Genomic DNA, 16,922 nt, shown 5'->3' with positions numbered 1-16,922 from the left:
CGATCCGCCCGTCAGGTGTCGACGACCTCCACGTCGCGCCAGAAGGCGACCCGGTCGCGGACCATGTCGGCCGCCGGCAGCGGTTCCGGGTAGTACCAGACCGCGTCGGCGCTGCGCTGACCATCGCGCTCCAACGAGTAGTAGGACGCGTCGCCCTTCCATGGGCAGTGGGTGTGGGTGTCCGACTCACGCACCAGGTCGTCACGCAGCGACGACCGGGGAAAGTAGTGGTTTCCCTCGACGACGACCGTATCGTCGCTCTCGGCGATCACGAGTCCGTTCCAGATGGCCTTCGGCATACTGCCAGAGTAGCCACCACGCCTGTCGCGCATGGCTGTCGCGCAGCGGACAGTTCGACCACCGGCGCCCATCGTCCGCTATGGTCGGCGCACCCGCTACCGGCCGACCCGCCAGCGGGGAACCCGGGCCGCGCTATCCGGACGGTGTCACACCGAGCAGGATGAGCAAACCGGAGACGGCGCCCAGGAGCACGGCGACGAAGCCCAGCCCTTCCCGGACGTGACGGGTCACGATGGGAACCCGGCTCGGCGGCAATCCGGCGGCTGCGCCACCCTGCCGGGTGCCGGTCCGGGCCCGTGGCTGCGCGCCGAGCAGCCGCTCGATCTTGTCGAGGCGGTGCAGGTGACAGCCGATCAGCAGACTCGACCCCAGGTAGGGGCAGCCCCCGTCACGCCACAGCGACTCACCGCAGCGCGCCGGTACGGCCAGGACCGCGTACGGCAGCCCGACGGTGAGCGTGAGAAACCAGCCCCAGTGCGCCTGACCACTGACGAAGGCAGCGACGGCCGCCACGGCGATCGAGGCGCTGGCGGCAAGGCGTGTCCTGCGCCATCGAGGCATCGTCCGATCCTAGTCGGAGGGTCGACCGGGCCCACCCCTGGCCCGGCTTTGAACCCGGCTCTGGACCCGCCAGCCGGGCTCGGGGCGCGCTCGGCGACGGAACGCGCAGGCACCGCCCAGATAGATATGCCTCTATCATTATCGGTCGACCCGGTGACCCGCCGGCTCGACCGAGGAGGAGGTGGGGCGTGCGTCCCAAGGAGAATCACACCGGCCCGGCGGCCCTGGCCCGGCGTCGCACCCGATCAGCCGGCACGGCGGCCCTGGCCGGCGTCGCGGTCCTGGCAGTCACCGTGACGTCGGCGTTGGCCGCGACCACCGGGGACACCGCCTCCACCAGCCCTGCCGGCCCCGACCGACACCCGGCCACCTGGGTCGCCGCCTGGGCGCCCAGCCCGGTCGAGGGCAGCACCATCCCCTGGTCGGACTGCCCGGCCGGAGACGGGCTGACCAACCAGACGGTACGCAACGTCGCCTTCGTCAGCGCCGGTGGCCGGGCCGTCCGGGTACGGATCACCAACACGTTCGGCAGCCGGGAGCTGACCGTCGGCCGAGCCTCGGTCGCCGTGCAGCACGCCGGCGCGACCGCCGTGCCCGGCTCGATGCGGGAGCTGAGCTTCGGCGGTAGCCACGAGGTCACCGTCGCCGCTGGCGGTCGGGCGCTGAGCGACCCGGTCCCGCTGCGGGTCGCCGCGCTGAGCACCCTGCTGGTCAGTGTGTACGTACCGGAGCCGACCGGACCGGTGACCAACCATCCGTTCACCGCCCAGGGCAACCATCTTGCGGCCGGTGACCGGGCCGCCGCACCGACCGCCGAGGGGTACGCCGACACGCCATGCTGGATGCTGGTCGACGGAATCGACGTGCAGGCCGATCCCCGGGTCGTCGGCTCCGTGGTCGCGCTCGGCGACTCGATCACCGACACCGGCAACACCACCGGCAACGCCAACCGGCGCTGGCCCGATTACCTGGCCCGTCGCCTGCACGACCAGCGCGGGCCCACCCTGTCGGTGGTCAACGCCGGACTCGGCGGCAACCGGCTACTCGCCCCACGTGACGGGGAACCGTACTGGGGGGTGCCGGCGCTGGCTCGGCTGGAACGCGACGTCTACGCGCAGACCGGGGTCCGGGCGGTGATCCTACTGGAGGGCACCAACGACATCGGCTACAGCGCCCCGGTCGCCGACATCATCACCGGCTACCGGCAGGTGATCGCGCAGACCCGGGCCCAGGGGCTGCCGATCCTCGGCGGCACCGTGCCACCGTTCGGTGGCTCCTTCCTGGACACTCCCGAGCGGCAGGAAATCTGGCGCGACGTCAACCACTGGATCCGCACCAGCGGCGCCTTCGACGGGGTGATCGACTTCGCGGCGGCGCTGGCCGACCCGGCCGACCCGACCCGGCTGGCGACCGCCTACGACAGCGGTGACCACCTGCATCCCAACGATGACGGCTGCGCGGCGATGGCCGACGCCGTCGACCTCGCCGCGCTGCTGCGGCGCTGACACCGGTCACCGGTGGTCCCGGCGCCGGTCCGCCGTGTCGTCACGGCGGACCGGCGCGGGGACCCGGTGTCGGTCGGGTCAGGCGCCGCGCAGCGTGGCCCCGAGCCGTGACGCGGCCTCGGCGACCGCCGCGTCGCGGGCCGCCACCGCCTCCTCCACGGTCAGCGTGCGGTCCGGGGCGCGGAACACCAACTTGTACGCCAGTGACCTGCGCCCGGCGCCAACTTGCTCGCCGGCGTACACGTCGAAGAGCCGGACCGATTCGAGCAGCTCGCCGGCACCGGCCACCAGCGCGGCGCGGACCTGCGCTGCCGGGGTGGCCTCGTCGACGACCAGCGCCACGTCGATCAACGCCGGTGGGAAGCTGGAGAAGTCCGGTGCCGGCACGACCGGGGCCGGCGGCACCGCGTCCAGATCCAGCTCCATCGCACAGGTACGCCGGGGCAGTTCCAGCGCGGCGACCGCCGCCGGGTGCAGCTCCCCGGCGTGGCCGACCACCACCCCGTCGACGAGCAGTTCGGCGCAGCGGCCGGGATGCCAGGGCGCGTACTCGCCGGCGCGGACCTCGACCCGGTCGGCCGGGACACCGGCGGCGTCGAGCACGACCCGGCCGGCCTCGACGGCGTCGGCCCAGCTGGCCGGCCGGCCGGCGCCCCACCAGCCGCCCGGGGAGACGTCACCGGCGAGCACCACCGCCACGTGCCACGGCTGGTGCGGTACAGCGGCGTCGGCGGCCGCGAACACTTCGTCGGCGGGGCGGTCGTCGACCCCCATCGGCGGCGGTGCGGCGGCACCCGGCCGGGGTTTGAACACCACGCCGATCTCGTAGAGGGCGACGTCGCGCTGACCCCGGCCGATGTTGCGCCGCAGCGTCGCCAGCAACGGCGGCAGCAGGCTGGTCCGCAGCAGCGGGTCGGTGTCAGCCAGCGGGTTGGCCAGCCGGACCGCGTCGCGGCGCGGGTCGTCGGCGGGCAGCCCCAGGTCGTCGGCGACCTGCGGGGAGACGAACGGGTAGCAGAGCGCCTCGACGTGACCGGTCTCGGCCAGCGCCCGCGCCACCGACCGGCGGCGGCGTTGGCCGGCGGTGAGCCCCCGGCCGGCCGGGGCGGGCGGCAGGGCGCTCGGCACGTTGTCGTAGCCGTCGAGCCGGACCACCTCTTCGACCAGGTCGGCCGGGTCGGTCAGGTCGGGCCGCCAGCTCGGCGGGCCGACGACCAGCGGCGCCGTACCGTCGTCGGCTGCCGACGCCGCCGAGGTGGCGGTGGCCACGCCGGTGGCGGTGGCCACGCCGGTGGCGACGACGCTGGCGCTGGCCGCCCCGGCGGTCAACCCGGTGGCGACGGTGCAGCCGACCGCCTCCAGCAGGTCGACTACCCGCTGCGGCGGGTACGCCACCCCGACCCGGCGGCTGGGCAGCCCGGCGTCGAGGACGATCGGGGCCGGCGGGGCGACGTGGTCGATGTCAAGAATCTCCGCGCCGGCGGAGCCGCCGGCGTGTTCGGTGAGCAGTGCGACGGCGCGGTCGATGGCGACCAGCGGCAGCGCCGGGTCGACGCCGCGTTCCCACCGTTTGGCGGCCTCGCTGAACAGCTTGTGCCGACGGGCGGTACGCCCGACCATCACCGGATCCCAGTGCGCGGCCTCGAACAGCACGTCGCGGGTGCCGGGCACCACCTCGCTGGTCTCGCCGCCCATCACCGCGGCGAGCGAGATCGGTCCGGTGTCGTCGCAGATCACCATGTCCTCGGCGTCGAGAACCCGGGCCACCCCGTCCAGGGTGGTCAGCTTCTCCCCCGCGACGGCGCGACGGACCACCAGCGGCCCGGCGAGCCGGTCGGCGTCGAAGGCATGCATCGGCTGGCCGAGTTCGAGCATCAGGTAGTTGGTGATGTCGACGGCGAGGCCGATGCTGCGTACCCCGGCGGTGGTCAGCCGGCGGGCCATCCAGGCCGGCGTCGGCGCGGTCGGGTCGATGCCGCGGACCATCCGGGCGGCGAACCGGTCGCAGCCGACGGTGTCGCGGACCTCGACCGGGTAGGCCGGGGTGTCGGTGGCGCCGGGTGCGTCGATCGCGGCCGGGTCCCGCCACGGTACGCCGAGCGCCTGGGCGAGTTCCCGGGCGATGCCGCGCACCGACATGGCGTACCCCCGGTCGGGGGTGATCTCGACCTCGACCACGACGTCGTCGAGGCCGACGACGGGCCGGGCGTCGTCGCCCGGCGCGGCGGTGACGTCCGGGGTCAGCACGATGATGCCGGCGTGGTCGTCGCTGACGCCCAGCTCCCGGGCGGAGCAGATCATGCCGTTGGAGTTGCGCCCGTAGGTTTTGCGAGCACCGATGGCGAACCCGCCGGGCAGCACCCCGCCGGGCAGGATGACGACGACCTTGTCGCCGGGGGCGAAGTTGGTGGCGCCGCAGACGATCTCCTGCGGCTCACCGGTGCCGTTGGCGGTGCCCACGTCGACCCGGCAGAACCGGATCGGCTTCTTGAAGCCGGTGAGTTCCTCGATTTCGCGGACCTCGCCGACGACGAGGGAGCCGGTGACGGTGCCGGCCAGGTCGACGATGGACTCGACCTCCAGGCCGAGCCCGACCAGGGCGTCTTCGAGCTGCTGTGGTGTCAGGTCGGCCGGCAGGTCGACGTGTTCGCGCAGCCAGGAAAGTGCGATCCGCATGTCTCAGACCTCCATCCCGAACGCGCGGGTGAACCGCACGTCGCCTTCCACCATGTCGCGCATGTCGCTGATGCCGTGGCGGAACATCAGGGTGCGTTCGATGCCCATACCGAACGCGAATCCGGAGTAGACCTCCGGGTCGATGCCGCAGGCGCGCAGTACCCGGGGGTTGACCATGCCGCAGCCGCCCCATTCGACCCACCGTGGCCCGTCGCGGTGCTGCGGGAACCAGACGTCGAACTCGGCGGACGGCTCGGTGAACGGGAAGTAGTGCGGCCGCCAGCGGGTCCGGGCGGCGGCGCCGAACATCGCCCGGGCGAAGTGGTCCAGGGTGCCCTTGAGGTGCGCCATGGTGATACCCCGGTCGACGACGAGCCCCTCGACCTGGTGGAACACCGGGGTGTGGGTGGCGTCGAGTTCGTCGGTGCGGTAGACCCGCCCCGGGCAGACCACGTAGATCGGCGGGGTGCGGGTCAGCATGGTCCGGGCCTGCACCGGTGAGGTGTGGGTACGCAGCACCAGGCCGGGCAGGTCAAGGTGGAAGGTGTCCATCAGCCCGCGTGCCGGGTGGTCGGGGCTGATGTTGAGCGCGTCGAAGTTGGTCCACTCCAGCTCGGCCTCGGGGCCTTCGGCGATCTCGTAGCCCATCCCGACGAACAGTTCACCGATGCGTTCCATCAGGGTGGTCAGCGGGTGCCGGGCGCCGCGCGGGCGGCGGTCGTACGGCAGGGTGACGTCGACGCGTTCCTCGGCAAGCACCCGCCGGGCCCGCTCGGCTTCGAGTTCGCCGCGCCGGGCGTCGTACGCGGTCTGCACCGCGGTACGCGCCTCGTTGACCCGCTTGCCGGCGTCGGCCTTGGCGGCCGGCGGCAGCGCGCCGATTTCCCGGCGGGCCAGCGAGATCGGGGCGCGGTCGCCGAGGTGCTGGGGTCGCAGCGCGGTCAACGCGTCCAGGTCGGCGGCGGCGGCGAACGCCTCTTCGGCGTCAGCGACCGCACCGGTGAGCGCGGCCGGGTCGAGCAGCGCGACCTGCTTCGGATCGTATGGGTCGTTGCGGTAGGTCATGACGTGCGGGCACTCCCTCGCGGCGTGCGGTCACCGGGGCCGATGACCGGCAAGAGTCTACGGACGCGCGGCGCTGCCGCAGCCCGCCGGTAGGGTGCGCAGGCAGGAAGGGTCGGTCAGCCCTGCCGCCCGCCGGAACCGGCGGGCCGGGTAAACAGCCGATGAGGTGGCACACCGCAGCCGGGCCGCCGGTCGCGGCGCGTCGGCTGGTCGTCGACGCGCGCCGGGTAGCTGCGGACGCTCATCGCGTGGGCCTTCCTGCGCGCTGTGCTCTGGCCGAAGTGTACAGGCAGACGGCTGCGGCGGCAGCCAGGTTCAAGCTCTCGGCGCGGCCGTACAGCGGCACCCGGACCCGGGCGTCGGCCCGGTCGGCCAGCTCGGCCGGCAGGCCGTGCGCCTCGGTGCCGAACAGCCAGGCGGTCGGCGCGGCCAGCGCGCCCGAATCGGCGAGGTCGTCGAGGTCGGTGTCGCCGTGGCCGGTGGTGGCGAGCACCCGCAGGCCGGCGGCGCGCAGCTCGCTGACGACGTGTGCCGGGTCGCCGTGGCGGACCACGTCAACGTGGAACAGGCTGCCGGCGCTGGCCCGCACGCACTTGCCGTTGTACGGGTCGACGGCGGCGCCGGCGAAGACGACGGCGCCGGCGCCGGCGCCGGCGGCGGTGCGCAGCACGGTGCCGGCATTGCCCGGGTCGCGGATCTCGACCAGCACGGCGGCCAGCGCGGGCCGGCGGCGCAGCGCGCCGCCGAGGGTGACGTCGAGGTGGTCGCAGACGGCGACGACGCCCTGCGGGTTGACGGTCTCGGCCAGCGCGGTGAGCGCCGCGTCGTCGACGGTGGAGACGTCGATGCCGGCGCTGGCCGCCGCGACGGCCAGGTCGGTGTGCCGGGTACGACCGGCGGCGGTGGCGAACATCTCGCGGACCAGGCCGGGCACGGCGAGCGCCTCCCGGACGGCCTGCGGGCCTTCGGCGAGGAAACGCCGCGTCGCGTCGCGGTCGCGGCGCCGGTGCAGCCGCCGGGCGGCCACGATCCGGGGGGTACGAGTGGTGAACGTCGGCTGCCGGTCGTCGGCCCCGCCGGTGGTGGTGGCCGGGACACGGTCGAGGCGCCCGGCTGGCCGTGGTGCGGTCATGCCGGACGCCTCGATTCGTGCCATATGCGGGTCAGGGTCGCGCCGGTTCAGGCGGCCTGGGCCGCCGCGCCGCCGGTGCCTTCGGCGGCGACCGCCGTGCGGGCCACCTCCACCAGGGCGGCGAACGCGGTGGCGTCGTTGACCGCCAGGTCCGCGAGGACCTTGCGGTCGACCTCGACGCCGGCCAGCTTGAGGCCCTGGATGAGGCGGTTGTAGGTCATCCCGTTGGCGCGGGCCGCCGCGTTGATCCGGGTGATCCACAGCTGCCGGAAGTCGCCCTTGCGGTCGCGGCGGTCCCGGTAGGCGTACTGCATCGAGTGCAGCACCTGCTCCTTGGCCTTGCGGTACAGCCGGGACCGCTGGCCCCGGTAGCCGCTGGCATCCTCCAGCAGGGTACGGCGCTTCTTCTGGGCGTTGACGGACCGCTTGACGCGTGCCATTTCACCTACTCCTTCGGGTCAGTGGCGCGCGTCAGCGGCCGAGCAGCTTCTTGATGCGCTTGACGTCGGCCGGCGACACCTCGACGGTGCCGGTGAGCCGGCGGGTCCGAGTGGAGGACTTGCCCTCCAGCAGGTGGCGCTTCCCCGCCTGCTCGGCCAGGATCTTGCCACGGCCGGTCACCTTGACCCGCTTGCCCATACCGGTGTGGCTCTTCATCTTTGGCATGTGTCGCGTCTCTCCCCTGTCACTCGCCGGTGTTCCCGGCGGGTCCGGCCGTGGCGGCCGGTGGTGGTGCCTCAACGGCACCGGATTCCCGGTCCCGGGAGGCTCCGCCGCCCCGGGCCGCCGTCGCGGCGGCCGCAGCGGCCTTGGTGGCCCGGTGCGGGGCCAACACCATGATCATGTTCCGGCCGTCCTGCTTCGGTGCGGCCTCGACGTACCCCAGGTCGGAGATCTCCGATTCGAGCCGGCGCAGCAGCCGGTAGCCCAGCTCCGGCCGGCTCTGTTCCCGGCCCCGGAACATGATCGTGACCTTGACCTTGTCTCCGGCCTTGAGGAACCGCACCACGTGACCCTTTTTGGTCTCGTAGTCGTGCGGGTCGATCTTGGGCCGGAGCTTCATTTCCTTGATGACGGTCTGCTGCTGGTTACGCCGCGCTTCGCGCGCCTTGAGTGCGCTCTCGTACTTGAACTTGCCGAAGTCCATGAGTTTGCACACCGGCGGGCGCGCCATCGGCGCAACCTCAACCAGGTCCAGGTCGACGTCCGCGGCCAGCTGCAGGGCGCGCTCCAGCGGGACGATGCCCACCTGCTCACCCTCAGGGCCGACCAGTCGGACCTCACGTGCCCGGATCTGCTCGTTCACGCGTGGTTCGACGCTGATGGGGCCTCCTCGAGTCGGTAATCTCCGTGGTGCCGTCGCACCCCGGGCCGGCCCCCGGTTGGGGACGCCCCGGGAAAGCAGAAGGCCCTGGCACATGCCAGGGCCTGCTCGACCGGTCGGTGACGCCGTCGACGGCGTCGGCTCGGTGGCGGACGGACCGCCAACGGGAGACCGGACCCGCCCGCTGGATGATGGTCCGCGGTACAGGTGGGAGCAGGCGCTCCGCTTTCGCGACTACCTCCGCCCGGCTGCCGGCTCGCGCCGGCGCCGCCGGTCGAGGGCAGCGTGGTCGACGCGACAAGCCTATCAGGCTCCGGTCGTAGCCGTACGCCCGGTCCGGTGTCAACAACCGGTGCCGGCCAACGGCGGTCGGCCCGCAGCGTGCAGCCGGCGCAACGCCCGGACCGCCTCGACGGCGTGCTCCCGGTCGACGGACTGCAGCGCCAGCACCGGCACCAGCTCGTCATCGGCCAACTCCAGGCTGGCCCAGGCGGCGTCCCGGTCGAAGCGGACCGCCGTGACCAGCGACCACGGCAGCTGGTAGGTGCGCAGTACGTTGCGCACCCGTACCCCGTCGGCGTCGGCTTCGACCCGGGGCCGGGTGAACAGCAGGATCACGGCCGCCCCCACCAGGCCGAGACCGATCATGGCGGCCTGGTCGCCACGCTGGAAGCTGCCCATGTTCGCGCCGGTGGACCCCTGCAGGCCGAAACTGACCGCGGTGAAGACCAGCAGCAGCGCGGCGGCCAGCGACCAGCACATCACCCGCAACCGGCGGGCACGCACCACCAGCGGGCCGGTCAACTCGGCGGTCGGGTAGGTCGGCTCGTCTGCCACCCGGTCAAGTCTGCCACCGCACCGTCGCGGCCGACCGGCCGGGAGCGGCGGGCACCCCGGCCGGACACCAGCACCGCGACGATGATCAGCGCGGCACCCGCGATCAGACCCGGGCTGACGCCGGGACCGCCGGGGACCAGGACGTCGATCAGCAGCGCCCCGACGAGCTGACCGGCGACCACTCCGAGCCCGGTCCGCAGCACCCCGACCGACCGGACCCCGACCAACAGCGCCACCACGATGCAGACGCCGAACAGCCCACCGAGGTAGAGGTACCACTCGCCCGGCCACGCCCGGCCGGCCGCCGCCCGGTAGCCACCGAGCAGGCCGGCCGCGACCAGCACCAACGGCGTGCTGACCACGAAGTTCGCCACCGTGCCCATTGCGGTGGTGCTGGCCGCCGAGACCCGCCCGTTGAGCGCTGACTGGACCGACACCGCCAGCCCGCCGGCCACCGCCAGCGCGATCACCCCGACCGCGAGCTGCCCGACCGGCCGGCCGACCTGGGCCACCACCACCGCGCCGATGCCGAGCAGCGCCCCGACCAGCCGGGGCCCGGTGACGGCGAGCCGGCCGGCCGGGGCCAGCCCGACCCGATCCACCGCCAGGCCGCCGAGGCTGTTCCCGGCGACCTGGGCGATGGTCAGCACCGCCACCCCGAGCACCGGCACCGCGTAGGCGGCGGCGGTGACGAAGAATGCCCCGCCGACCCCGCCGAGGTAGGTCCACCAGGGCAGCCGGGCGGCCCGCAGGGTCCGCAACCCGGCGCGCATCGACGGCAGGAGCAGCAGCCCGACGGCGACCAGCAACGATCCACCGATGTTGTTGACCACCGCTCCGATGGCGGCGCTGCCCATCCGGGCACCGAGTTCAGCGTTGACCGCGCTCTGCGACGCGGACGCCACCCCGCCGAGCCCGGCGACGGCCAGCGCCAGCCAGGGCGGCAGCACCCCGGCGAGGCGGCGCGGGGTCCGCTGGGGCGGATTGCTGGCCGGCGTGGGGTCCGATGGTGTCACCCGGTCACTCTGACAGCCGGCCACGACGGTGCCTGCGACGGCCCGCTCGGGTTGTCACGTGAAGTCGATCCGGTAGGTCCGGGTCCGGGTGCCGTCCTCGCCGGTGACCTCCACGGTGGCGGCCCGGCCTTGCGCGTCCGCCTGGGTCACCGTGATCTCGGCGTACGGGTCGACGGCGGTCGCGGTGACGTGCGGCAGCTGCGGGCCGGCCGGTACGGCGTACCGCGTCGTCGCCGGATCGAAGCCGGCCAGCGGTACCCCGTCGAGCGCGATCGCGGCGGCGTCCGCCTGCGCGGACGTCCCCGGCACCGCCACGGCGACCTCGATCTCACTGAGGGTGATGTGCCGGTCCGGGTACGCGGTGAGGATGATCCGCACCGCGTCGGTGACGGCCGTGACCGGCACCTCGACCACCGGCGCGGTGGGGGTGCCGGTGGGTACGTCCACCGGTCCGCCGGCGTCGGCCCAGTCACCGTGGGCGTCGCGGACCTGGGCCCGCAGACTGCTGGCGTAGCTGTCCGAGCCGTCGCGGTAGAAGTGCACGGCCACCCGGGCGACGGAGTGTTCCCGGGGCAGGGTCACGGTGAGCGTGTCGGTGGGGTTCTTGGCCCCCGGCCGCCAGTTGGACCAGGCCTTGTCGGTGCGGTTGCCGTTGGTCAGACCCACGGTCGAGTAGCCCGGCTCGGTGAAGGTGGCGTCGATGCCGCTGACCGCGGTCGTCGCCTCGACCGGCGGGGTGACCTGGACCCGGACCGTAGCGGGCAGCTCCGCACCGTCGCCGGCGTCGGCCCGGCCGGTGACGGTGACCACCCCGGGCTGGTCGAACGCGCCGGGCGGCGCGGCGTCCCACCGCACCGGGCGGTCGACGGCGAGGCCCTGGCTGGACAGCGCGGTGACCGTCGCCGGCAGGTCCGGCCGGCCGCCGACAAACGCCTTCGCGCGGGCCGGTTCGGTGGCGGTGAGCGTGTCGACGACGACGCTGGCACGGGCGAGGTGGGTGCGGCCCTGCGCGTCGGTGACCCGACCGGTGACGGGGACGGTACCGGGCTGCTTCCACCGCGCCGGGGCGACGTCGCGCCAGGTCACCGGGAGCGGGCCGCCGGGGCCGTCGCGGTGCAGCGCGACGACGGTCGCCGGCAGCGTCGGCGCGGTGCCGGGCGTGGTGAACAGGTCGACCGGTTCCAGCCCGACGACCTTTTCGTCGAGGATCCGCCAGCGCTGGTTGGCGCCGGAGTTCGGCAGCCAGACGGAGACCGCAGCCCCGTCGTGGGTGGCCTGCCCGCTGACGTCGAGCAGCCGGCCGGTGGCGACGTTGACGAAGGTGTACGTCCCGTCGCCGGTGGTGGACAGCATCCACTGGGCGGCCGGGGCGGGCTCGCCGTCGGCCGGCACGATCGCGGCGGCGGCGTCGACGACGGCGAGGCGGCGCTGTCCGTCGACGGTGCCGACCGCGTACCGGGCCTGGCTGTCGAAGCCGTCGGTCAACCGGGTGAGCTGCCACAGTTGGGCGGGATCGTGCGGCGTGCCGGTGCGGATGACCGGCGCGTCGCCGGCCGGGGTGAGCGACCGGCCGCTGGGCACACCGGCGATCCGGTAGACATGGTTGTCCCGGATCAGGGTCTCGTCGAGCAGCACGCCGGAGACGCCGTCGATCAGGAAGGTGGTCACCGACCGGGCCGGCACGTCGAGGCGGGCGGTGCGGTCGGTGACGGCCACCGGGGTGCCGGGGCGCAGCGCCCCGGCGGCGCTGGTGACGACCGGAGTGACGGTGGCGTCGGGCGCGACGACGCGGAACGCCGACAGGTCCAGTGCCACGGTACGGGCGTCGGTGCTCGCGTTGACGTGCACCACGGTGGCCCGTTTGCCGGTGGCGATGGCGGCGACGCTGTTCGGGTCGTCGACGGCCATCAGCCGGTCACCGGGGCGGATGTGGTGGGTGAAGTTGCGCAGCGTGTCGAACTTGGTGTTGGTGTAGATCGGGCAGGTCTGCAGCGTGTCGGCGGCGGTGCAGTCGAACGGCACCTGGATGCTGCCCCAGTTGGAGCCGAGCGGAAACTCGCCGCCGGGCGCCATGTTGTCGTAGTCCTCGACCGGCTGCCACAGCACCCAGGCCGACGGCTCCAGCTCCCGCAGATCGTCGACGACGTGCTGGGCGATGCCCAGACCGGGCAGCATGCTGGTGAAGTCCTGCCCGCCGCTGCCGTACGAGCCCTCCACCTCGCTCATCCACAGTGGTTTACCTTCGGCCTTGGCGACGTCGCGCACGGCGGTGCGCTGCCCGGTGCCGTAGGTGTGCACGTTGAGCTGCGCGATCCGGTCGCGTGCGTCGGTGCCGTAGGCGTGCCAGTTGGTCAGGAAGGTGCCCGGGTTGGTCTCGTCCATCGCCGAGATCACGGTGTCGCTGCCGGCGGCCCGCAGTGCGGCGTCCACCGCCTCGATCACCTGCTGCTGGCTGGTCGGACCGGCGTGGGCGCCCTCCTGGCGACCACCGACCGGCTGGCCGTCCGGGCCGAGCCGGGTCGACCAGTACGGCGTGTTCGGTTCGTTGAGCGGGTCGATGGTGGCGACGTCGATGCCGTGGGACCGCTCCAGGTGTTCGGTGACCCGCACCAGATAGGTGGCGAAGTCGTTAACAGTGTCCGGGCGGATCTGGTCGGCCGTGGCGTCGAAGCCGCCGGAGACGTAGCCGCTGATCGTCTGGAACCACGGTGGCGAGTTGCTGAACGTCTCCCAGTGGGTGACGTCGGCTTTGATCCGGTCGACCCACCAGCGTTGCGCAGGGTCGGCGGCCCAGTTCCAGTGCGTCGGGTCGTCCGGGTCCCACCAGTCGCGGTCGTCGCGGGTGGTGCCGTCCGGGGCCTGCCACCAGCCGGGTACGGCACCGCCGGGTCGCAGGTAGTCGGGCACGTCCGGGGCGTTGCCGCCGCCGATGTTGTACCGGGCGATGTTGAGGTTCAGCCCGTCATCGCCGAAGAGCAGTTCGGCGAGCCGGTCACGGATCTCGTCGGGGTAGCCGCCGGTGGCGTTGGCGAACCAGACCAGGCTGGTGCCCCAGCCCTGGAACTGCTGCCCCCGGTAGGCCGGGTCGGGTCGGACGGTGACCACCGGGGCCGGGGCGTCGGCGACGGGACCGGGTGTGCCGGCGCGGGCGACTCCGGTGGCGGGATCCCCGACGGCCGCGACACTGGCGGCGAGGACGAGGGCGCACAGCGCGGCACCGGGTCGGCGGGCCGGCTTGAGTCCTGGCACGGTGGACGGCCTCCTTCGGCGTACGATCAGGGCCGATGTTTACGTAAACATCGGCCGGCCCTGATCGTGGCACCGCCCGCCCAGTAGCGTCAACCCGGGCCCGCGCGAGCCGGGATCAGAACGGGAAGCGGCTGATGCCGCCCTGCATGGTGAGCCACTGGGTCTCGGTGAACGCCTCGATGTTGGCGGCCGGTCCACCGAACCGGCTGCCGGTGCCGGAGGCGCCCACGCCGCCGAACGGCGCCACCGCCTCGTCGTCGACGGTCTGGTCGTTGATGTGCACGATGCCGCTGGGGATCCGGTCGGCCAGCGCCATCGCCTTCATCACGTCCCGGCTCAGGATGCCCAGCGAGAGGCCGTACTCGGTGTCGCCGGCCATCGCGACCGCCTGGTCCAGGTCGGCGAAGGTCGCCACCGGCGCGACCGGGCCGAACACCTCCTGAGCGAACGCCGGGGTGGTCGGGTTGGCGTCGGCCAGCACCGTCGGCCGGTAGAACAGCTCGTCGTAGGTACCGCCGGCCGCCAACCGGGCCCCGGCGTCGACGCTGGCCGTGACCAGCGAGTGGATCTTGTCCCGCTGATGCTCGTCGATGATCGGGCCGAGCGCCACCTGCGCCGCCGCCGGATCCCCGACCGGCAGGTGGTCGGCCTTGGCCGCCAACTGCTCGACGTACCGGTCGGCGATCCGCTCGTGCACCAGGTGCCGGCCGGTGGCCATGCAGATCTGCCCCTGGTGCAGGAACGACCCCCAGGCGCCGGCCGAGGCGGCGAGATCCAGGTCGGCGTCGTCGAGCACGATCAACGCCGAGTTGCCGCCCAGCTCCAGGTGGGCACGCTTGAGATGGCGGGCGGCGGCCTCGCCCACCTTGCGCCCGGCGGCAGTGGAGCCGGTGAAGCTGACCACCCGGACCCGGGGGTCGACGATCAACGCCTCGCCGACGGCCGCCCCACCGGGCAGCACGTGCAGCAGCCCGTCGGGCAGGCCCGCCTCCTGGAAGATCCGGGCGATCGACACCCCGCCGCAGACCGCCGTACGCGGATCGGGCTTGAACACCACCGCGTTGCCCAACGCCAGGGCCGGCGCGATGGACCGGATGGACAGGATCAGCGGGAAGTTGAACGGTGCGATGACGCCGACCACTCCGACCGGCAGCCGGCGCGCCAAACTCAGCCGGGGCTGGCCGCTGGCCAGGATCTCACCGGTCGGGTGCGACGGCAGGGTGGCCGCCTCGTAGCACTCCTGGGCGGCGGTGGTGGTCTCCACCTCGGCCTTCGGCGGCACCGACCCGGCCTCGCGGATCAACCAGCCACCGATGTCGTCGGCGTACTGCTCGAACAGCTGACCGGCCCGGCGCAGCACGGCGGCCCGCTCCAGGTAGCTGGTGGCGGCCCAGTCGCGCTGCGCCTGCGCGGCCCGGACGCAGGCCCGCGTCACGTCGTCGGCGTTGCCGACACCGACCCGGCCGATCTCCTGCCGGGTGGCCGGTGAGGTGACGACCCTGGTGCCGCCGGCCGCCTCAGTCCAGCCGTCGCTGAAGATCATGCCGTGCCACGTCGTCGTGTCGAGTAGTGCCATGAGGAACCTCCAGCCGGTCGGAATCCGAATCCTCCATACCTTCCCGCACCAGCACCGAATCCACCTCAGGAACCGGCGTCACCCGTACGAGGAGTTGAGCCGCGAGCGGACACGACGACGGCGAGCAGGATCGGTGCCGCGCCGACCAGCATGCCGGCACCGTCGAGGGCCCGCCCGGGACGAGCACGTCGATCAGCAGCGCGCAGACGAGCTGCCCGCCGAGTACGGCCAGCCCGGTCCGCAGCACGCCCACCGACCGGACCCCGACCAGCAGGCCGATCATCACCAGCACCCCGTAAAGGCCGCCCAGGTAGAGGAACCACTCCCCCGGCCAGCCGCCGCGCGTCGCGGCGCCGACCGCGCCGAGCAGCGCCGCCGTCCCAGCACGAACGGGGTGGCGACAGCGAAGTTGACCACCGTGGCGGCGGTGGTGGAGCTGGCCGCGGCGACCCGCCCGTTGAGCGCCGACTGCACCGCGACCGCGAGTCCGGCGACGACCGCGACGGCGACCAGCCCGACCGCCAGCTGTCCGACCGGGCGGCCGAGCTGGGCGACCGCGACCGCGACGACACCGAGCACCGCCCCGGCGACCCGGGGACCGCTGACCGCGAGCTGGCCCGCCGGAGCCAGCCCGGGGGCGATCAGCGACGAGCCGACGATGTTATTGATGATCGCGCCGACCGGTGCGCTGCCCATCCGGGTGCCGAGTTCGGCGTTGACCGCGCTCTGCGACGCGGACGCCACCCCACCGACCCCGGCGACGACCAGCGCCGGCCAGGGCGGCAGGACCTGTCGAGTGGTGGTGGTCAGAGGCGGCAGGCGTGGATCGAGGTGACCAGGATGGCGCGGGCACCGACCTCGTACAGCTCGTCCATGATCCGGTGCACCTCGGCGCGGCGGACCATGGCCTGCACCGCCACCCAGCCTTCGCGGTGCAGCGGCGAGATGGTCGGCGACTCGATGCCCGGGGTCAGCGCGGTCGCCTGCTCCAGCAGGTCGGCGCGCACGTCGTAGGCGAGCATCACGTACCGGTGGGCGACCAGGACTCCCTGCAGCCGACGGATCAGCTGGTCGGCCTGCCCGGTGGTGGCGGTGCCGGCCGGGTGCACCAGCACCGCCGAAGAGCGCAGGATCGGCTCGCCGACGGTGACCAGGCCGGCCTGGCGCAGCGTGGCACCGGTCTCCACCACGTCGGCGATGACGTCGGCGACGCCGAGCCGGATGGCGTTCTCCACCGCTCCGTCGAGCCGGACCACCTCGGCCTTCAGCCCGTGTTCGCCGAGGTAGCTCTCGACCACCCCGGGGTACGCGGTGGCGATGCGTCGCCCGGCGATCTGCTCCGGCACCCGGGTCAGGGTCTCCGGGCGGGCGGCGAACCGGAACGTCGCCCCGGCGAAATCGAGGTCGAGCAGCTCCTCGGCCGGGCTGCCGGAGTCGATCAGCAGGTCCCGGCCGGTGATGCCGAGCTCCAGCTCACCGCTGCCGACGTAGGTGGCGATGTCGCGGGGCCGCAGGTAGAAGAACTCGACGTCGTTGGCCTCGTCGCGGCAGACCAGGTCCTTGGGGTCGGTGCGTTGGCGGTAGCCGGCCTCGCGCAGCATGTCGGCGGCCGGTCCGGAGAGGGTGCCTTTGTTCGGTACGGCGATGCGCAGCATCTCGGTCTCGCTCCTGTCGAGGGTGT

The 16,922-nt window shown here is 73.3% G+C and carries 16 protein-coding genes; 1 reads left to right on the top strand and 15 read right to left on the bottom strand.

Annotation, left to right across the window (positions count from 1 at the left end):
- Positions 1-11: 11 nt before the first annotated feature.
- Positions 12-299, bottom strand: coding sequence for a DUF427 domain-containing protein (locus tag ACFHWS_RS05645; RefSeq protein ID WP_416557057.1), 288 nt, complete (start codon positions 297-299; stop codon positions 12-14).
- A 133-nt stretch (positions 300-432) separates the two neighbouring features.
- Positions 433-861 carry a hypothetical protein gene (locus ACFHWS_RS05640; protein ID WP_416567756.1) on the bottom strand — a complete coding sequence of 143 codons (429 nt, stop codon included), beginning with the start codon at positions 859-861 and terminating at the stop codon, positions 433-435.
- Between the two features lie 188 nt (positions 862-1,049).
- On the opposite strand from ACFHWS_RS05640, the gene ACFHWS_RS05635 reads away from it, so the two are divergent.
- Positions 1,050-2,366 (top strand): SGNH/GDSL hydrolase family protein, encoded by a 1,317-nt coding sequence (locus tag ACFHWS_RS05635; protein ID WP_416567755.1) that lies wholly within the window; start codon positions 1,050-1,052, stop codon positions 2,364-2,366.
- Positions 2,367-2,444: 78 nt separating this feature from the next.
- On the opposite strand, the gene ACFHWS_RS05630 is transcribed toward ACFHWS_RS05635, so the two are convergent.
- The 13 genes from ACFHWS_RS05630 to hisG all read right to left on the bottom strand — a co-directional run bounded on the left by ACFHWS_RS05630 (position 2,445) and on the right by hisG (position 16,896).
- A complete protein-coding gene (locus ACFHWS_RS05630) occupies positions 2,445-5,042 on the bottom strand; it encodes a phenylalanine--tRNA ligase subunit beta (RefSeq protein WP_416567754.1) in 2,598 nt (865 codons plus the stop codon).
- Positions 5,043-5,045: 3 nt separating this feature from the next.
- The gene (locus ACFHWS_RS05625; protein ID WP_416557060.1) at positions 5,046-6,107 is read right to left on the bottom strand and encodes a phenylalanine--tRNA ligase subunit alpha; all 1,062 of its coding nucleotides are present in this window, start codon (positions 6,105-6,107) and stop codon (positions 5,046-5,048) included.
- Between the two features lie 241 nt (positions 6,108-6,348).
- Entirely contained in the window at positions 6,349-7,239 is an 891-nt protein-coding gene (locus ACFHWS_RS05620) for a TrmH family RNA methyltransferase (RefSeq protein WP_416557061.1), read from the bottom strand.
- A 47-nt stretch (positions 7,240-7,286) separates the two neighbouring features.
- Positions 7,287-7,679, bottom strand: coding sequence for a 50S ribosomal protein L20 (rplT, locus tag ACFHWS_RS05615; protein ID WP_123601272.1), 393 nt, complete (start codon positions 7,677-7,679; stop codon positions 7,287-7,289).
- 31 nt (positions 7,680-7,710) lie between these two features.
- Entirely contained in the window at positions 7,711-7,905 is a 195-nt protein-coding gene (gene rpmI / locus ACFHWS_RS05610; protein WP_416557062.1) for a 50S ribosomal protein L35, read from the bottom strand.
- Positions 7,906-7,924: 19 nt separating this feature from the next.
- Positions 7,925-8,545 carry a translation initiation factor IF-3 gene (gene infC, locus ACFHWS_RS05605; protein WP_123601270.1) on the bottom strand — a complete coding sequence of 207 codons (621 nt, stop codon included), beginning with the start codon at positions 8,543-8,545 and terminating at the stop codon, positions 7,925-7,927.
- 360 nt (positions 8,546-8,905) lie between these two features.
- Positions 8,906-9,325 (bottom strand): PH domain-containing protein, encoded by a 420-nt coding sequence (locus ACFHWS_RS05600; protein WP_416557087.1) that lies wholly within the window; start codon positions 9,323-9,325, stop codon positions 8,906-8,908.
- Positions 9,326-9,363: 38 nt separating this feature from the next.
- Positions 9,364-10,416, bottom strand: coding sequence for a DMT family transporter (locus ACFHWS_RS05595; protein WP_416567753.1), 1,053 nt, complete (start codon positions 10,414-10,416; stop codon positions 9,364-9,366).
- A 54-nt stretch (positions 10,417-10,470) separates the two neighbouring features.
- The gene (locus tag ACFHWS_RS05590; RefSeq protein ID WP_416557064.1) at positions 10,471-13,665 is read right to left on the bottom strand and encodes an Ig-like domain-containing protein; all 3,195 of its coding nucleotides are present in this window, start codon (positions 13,663-13,665) and stop codon (positions 10,471-10,473) included.
- Between the two features lie 115 nt (positions 13,666-13,780).
- Positions 13,781-15,241, bottom strand: coding sequence for a benzaldehyde dehydrogenase (locus tag ACFHWS_RS05585; RefSeq protein WP_416567752.1), 1,461 nt, complete (start codon positions 15,239-15,241; stop codon positions 13,781-13,783).
- The gene (locus ACFHWS_RS05580) at positions 15,183-15,524 is read right to left on the bottom strand and encodes a hypothetical protein (protein WP_416567751.1); all 342 of its coding nucleotides are present in this window, start codon (positions 15,522-15,524) and stop codon (positions 15,183-15,185) included. Before ACFHWS_RS05580 ends, ACFHWS_RS05585 begins: the two co-directional genes overlap by 59 nt.
- Positions 15,524-15,985, bottom strand: coding sequence for a DMT family transporter (locus ACFHWS_RS05575; RefSeq protein ID WP_416567750.1), 462 nt, complete (start codon positions 15,983-15,985; stop codon positions 15,524-15,526). The genes ACFHWS_RS05580 and ACFHWS_RS05575 overlap by 1 nt, the downstream gene beginning before the upstream one ends.
- Positions 15,986-16,047: 62 nt before the next feature.
- Complete coding sequence (gene hisG / locus ACFHWS_RS05570; protein ID WP_416557068.1) at positions 16,048-16,896, bottom strand: ATP phosphoribosyltransferase; 849 nt, start codon at positions 16,894-16,896, stop codon at positions 16,048-16,050.
- Positions 16,897-16,922: the final 26 nt, after the last annotated feature.

This window comes from Micromonospora sp. LOL_013 (assembly GCF_048060315.1).
Classification (GTDB): Bacteria; Actinomycetota; Actinomycetes; order Mycobacteriales; family Micromonosporaceae; genus Micromonospora_E.
The sequence above is the reverse complement of the archived record's forward strand: the minus strand, read 5'-3'. Positions and strand labels throughout refer to the sequence as shown.

Coding starts and splice junctions, on each gene's coding strand:
- hisG (WP_416557068.1), bottom strand. CDS start 16,896: ATGCTGCGCATCGCCGTACCGAACAAAGGCACCCTCTCCGGACCGGCC.
- ACFHWS_RS05585 (WP_416567752.1), bottom strand. CDS start 15,241: ATGGCACTACTCGACACGACGACGTGGCACGGCATGATCTTCAGCGAC.
- ACFHWS_RS05645 (WP_416557057.1), bottom strand. CDS start 299: ATGCCGAAGGCCATCTGGAACGGACTCGTGATCGCCGAGAGCGACGAT.
- rplT (WP_123601272.1), bottom strand. CDS start 7,679: ATGGCACGCGTCAAGCGGTCCGTCAACGCCCAGAAGAAGCGCCGTACC.
- ACFHWS_RS05630 (WP_416567754.1), bottom strand. CDS start 5,042: ATGCGGATCGCACTTTCCTGGCTGCGCGAACACGTCGACCTGCCGGCC.
- ACFHWS_RS05625 (WP_416557060.1), bottom strand. CDS start 6,107: ATGACCTACCGCAACGACCCATACGATCCGAAGCAGGTCGCGCTGCTC.
- ACFHWS_RS05640 (WP_416567756.1), bottom strand. CDS start 861: ATGCCTCGATGGCGCAGGACACGCCTTGCCGCCAGCGCCTCGATCGCC.
- ACFHWS_RS05580 (WP_416567751.1), bottom strand. CDS start 15,524: ATGATCGGCCTGCTGGTCGGGGTCCGGTCGGTGGGCGTGCTGCGGACC.
- ACFHWS_RS05600 (WP_416557087.1), bottom strand. CDS start 9,325: ATGTGCTGGTCGCTGGCCGCCGCGCTGCTGCTGGTCTTCACCGCGGTC.
- ACFHWS_RS05620 (WP_416557061.1), bottom strand. CDS start 7,239: ATGACCGCACCACGGCCAGCCGGGCGCCTCGACCGTGTCCCGGCCACC.
- rpmI (WP_416557062.1), bottom strand. CDS start 7,905: ATGCCAAAGATGAAGAGCCACACCGGTATGGGCAAGCGGGTCAAGGTG.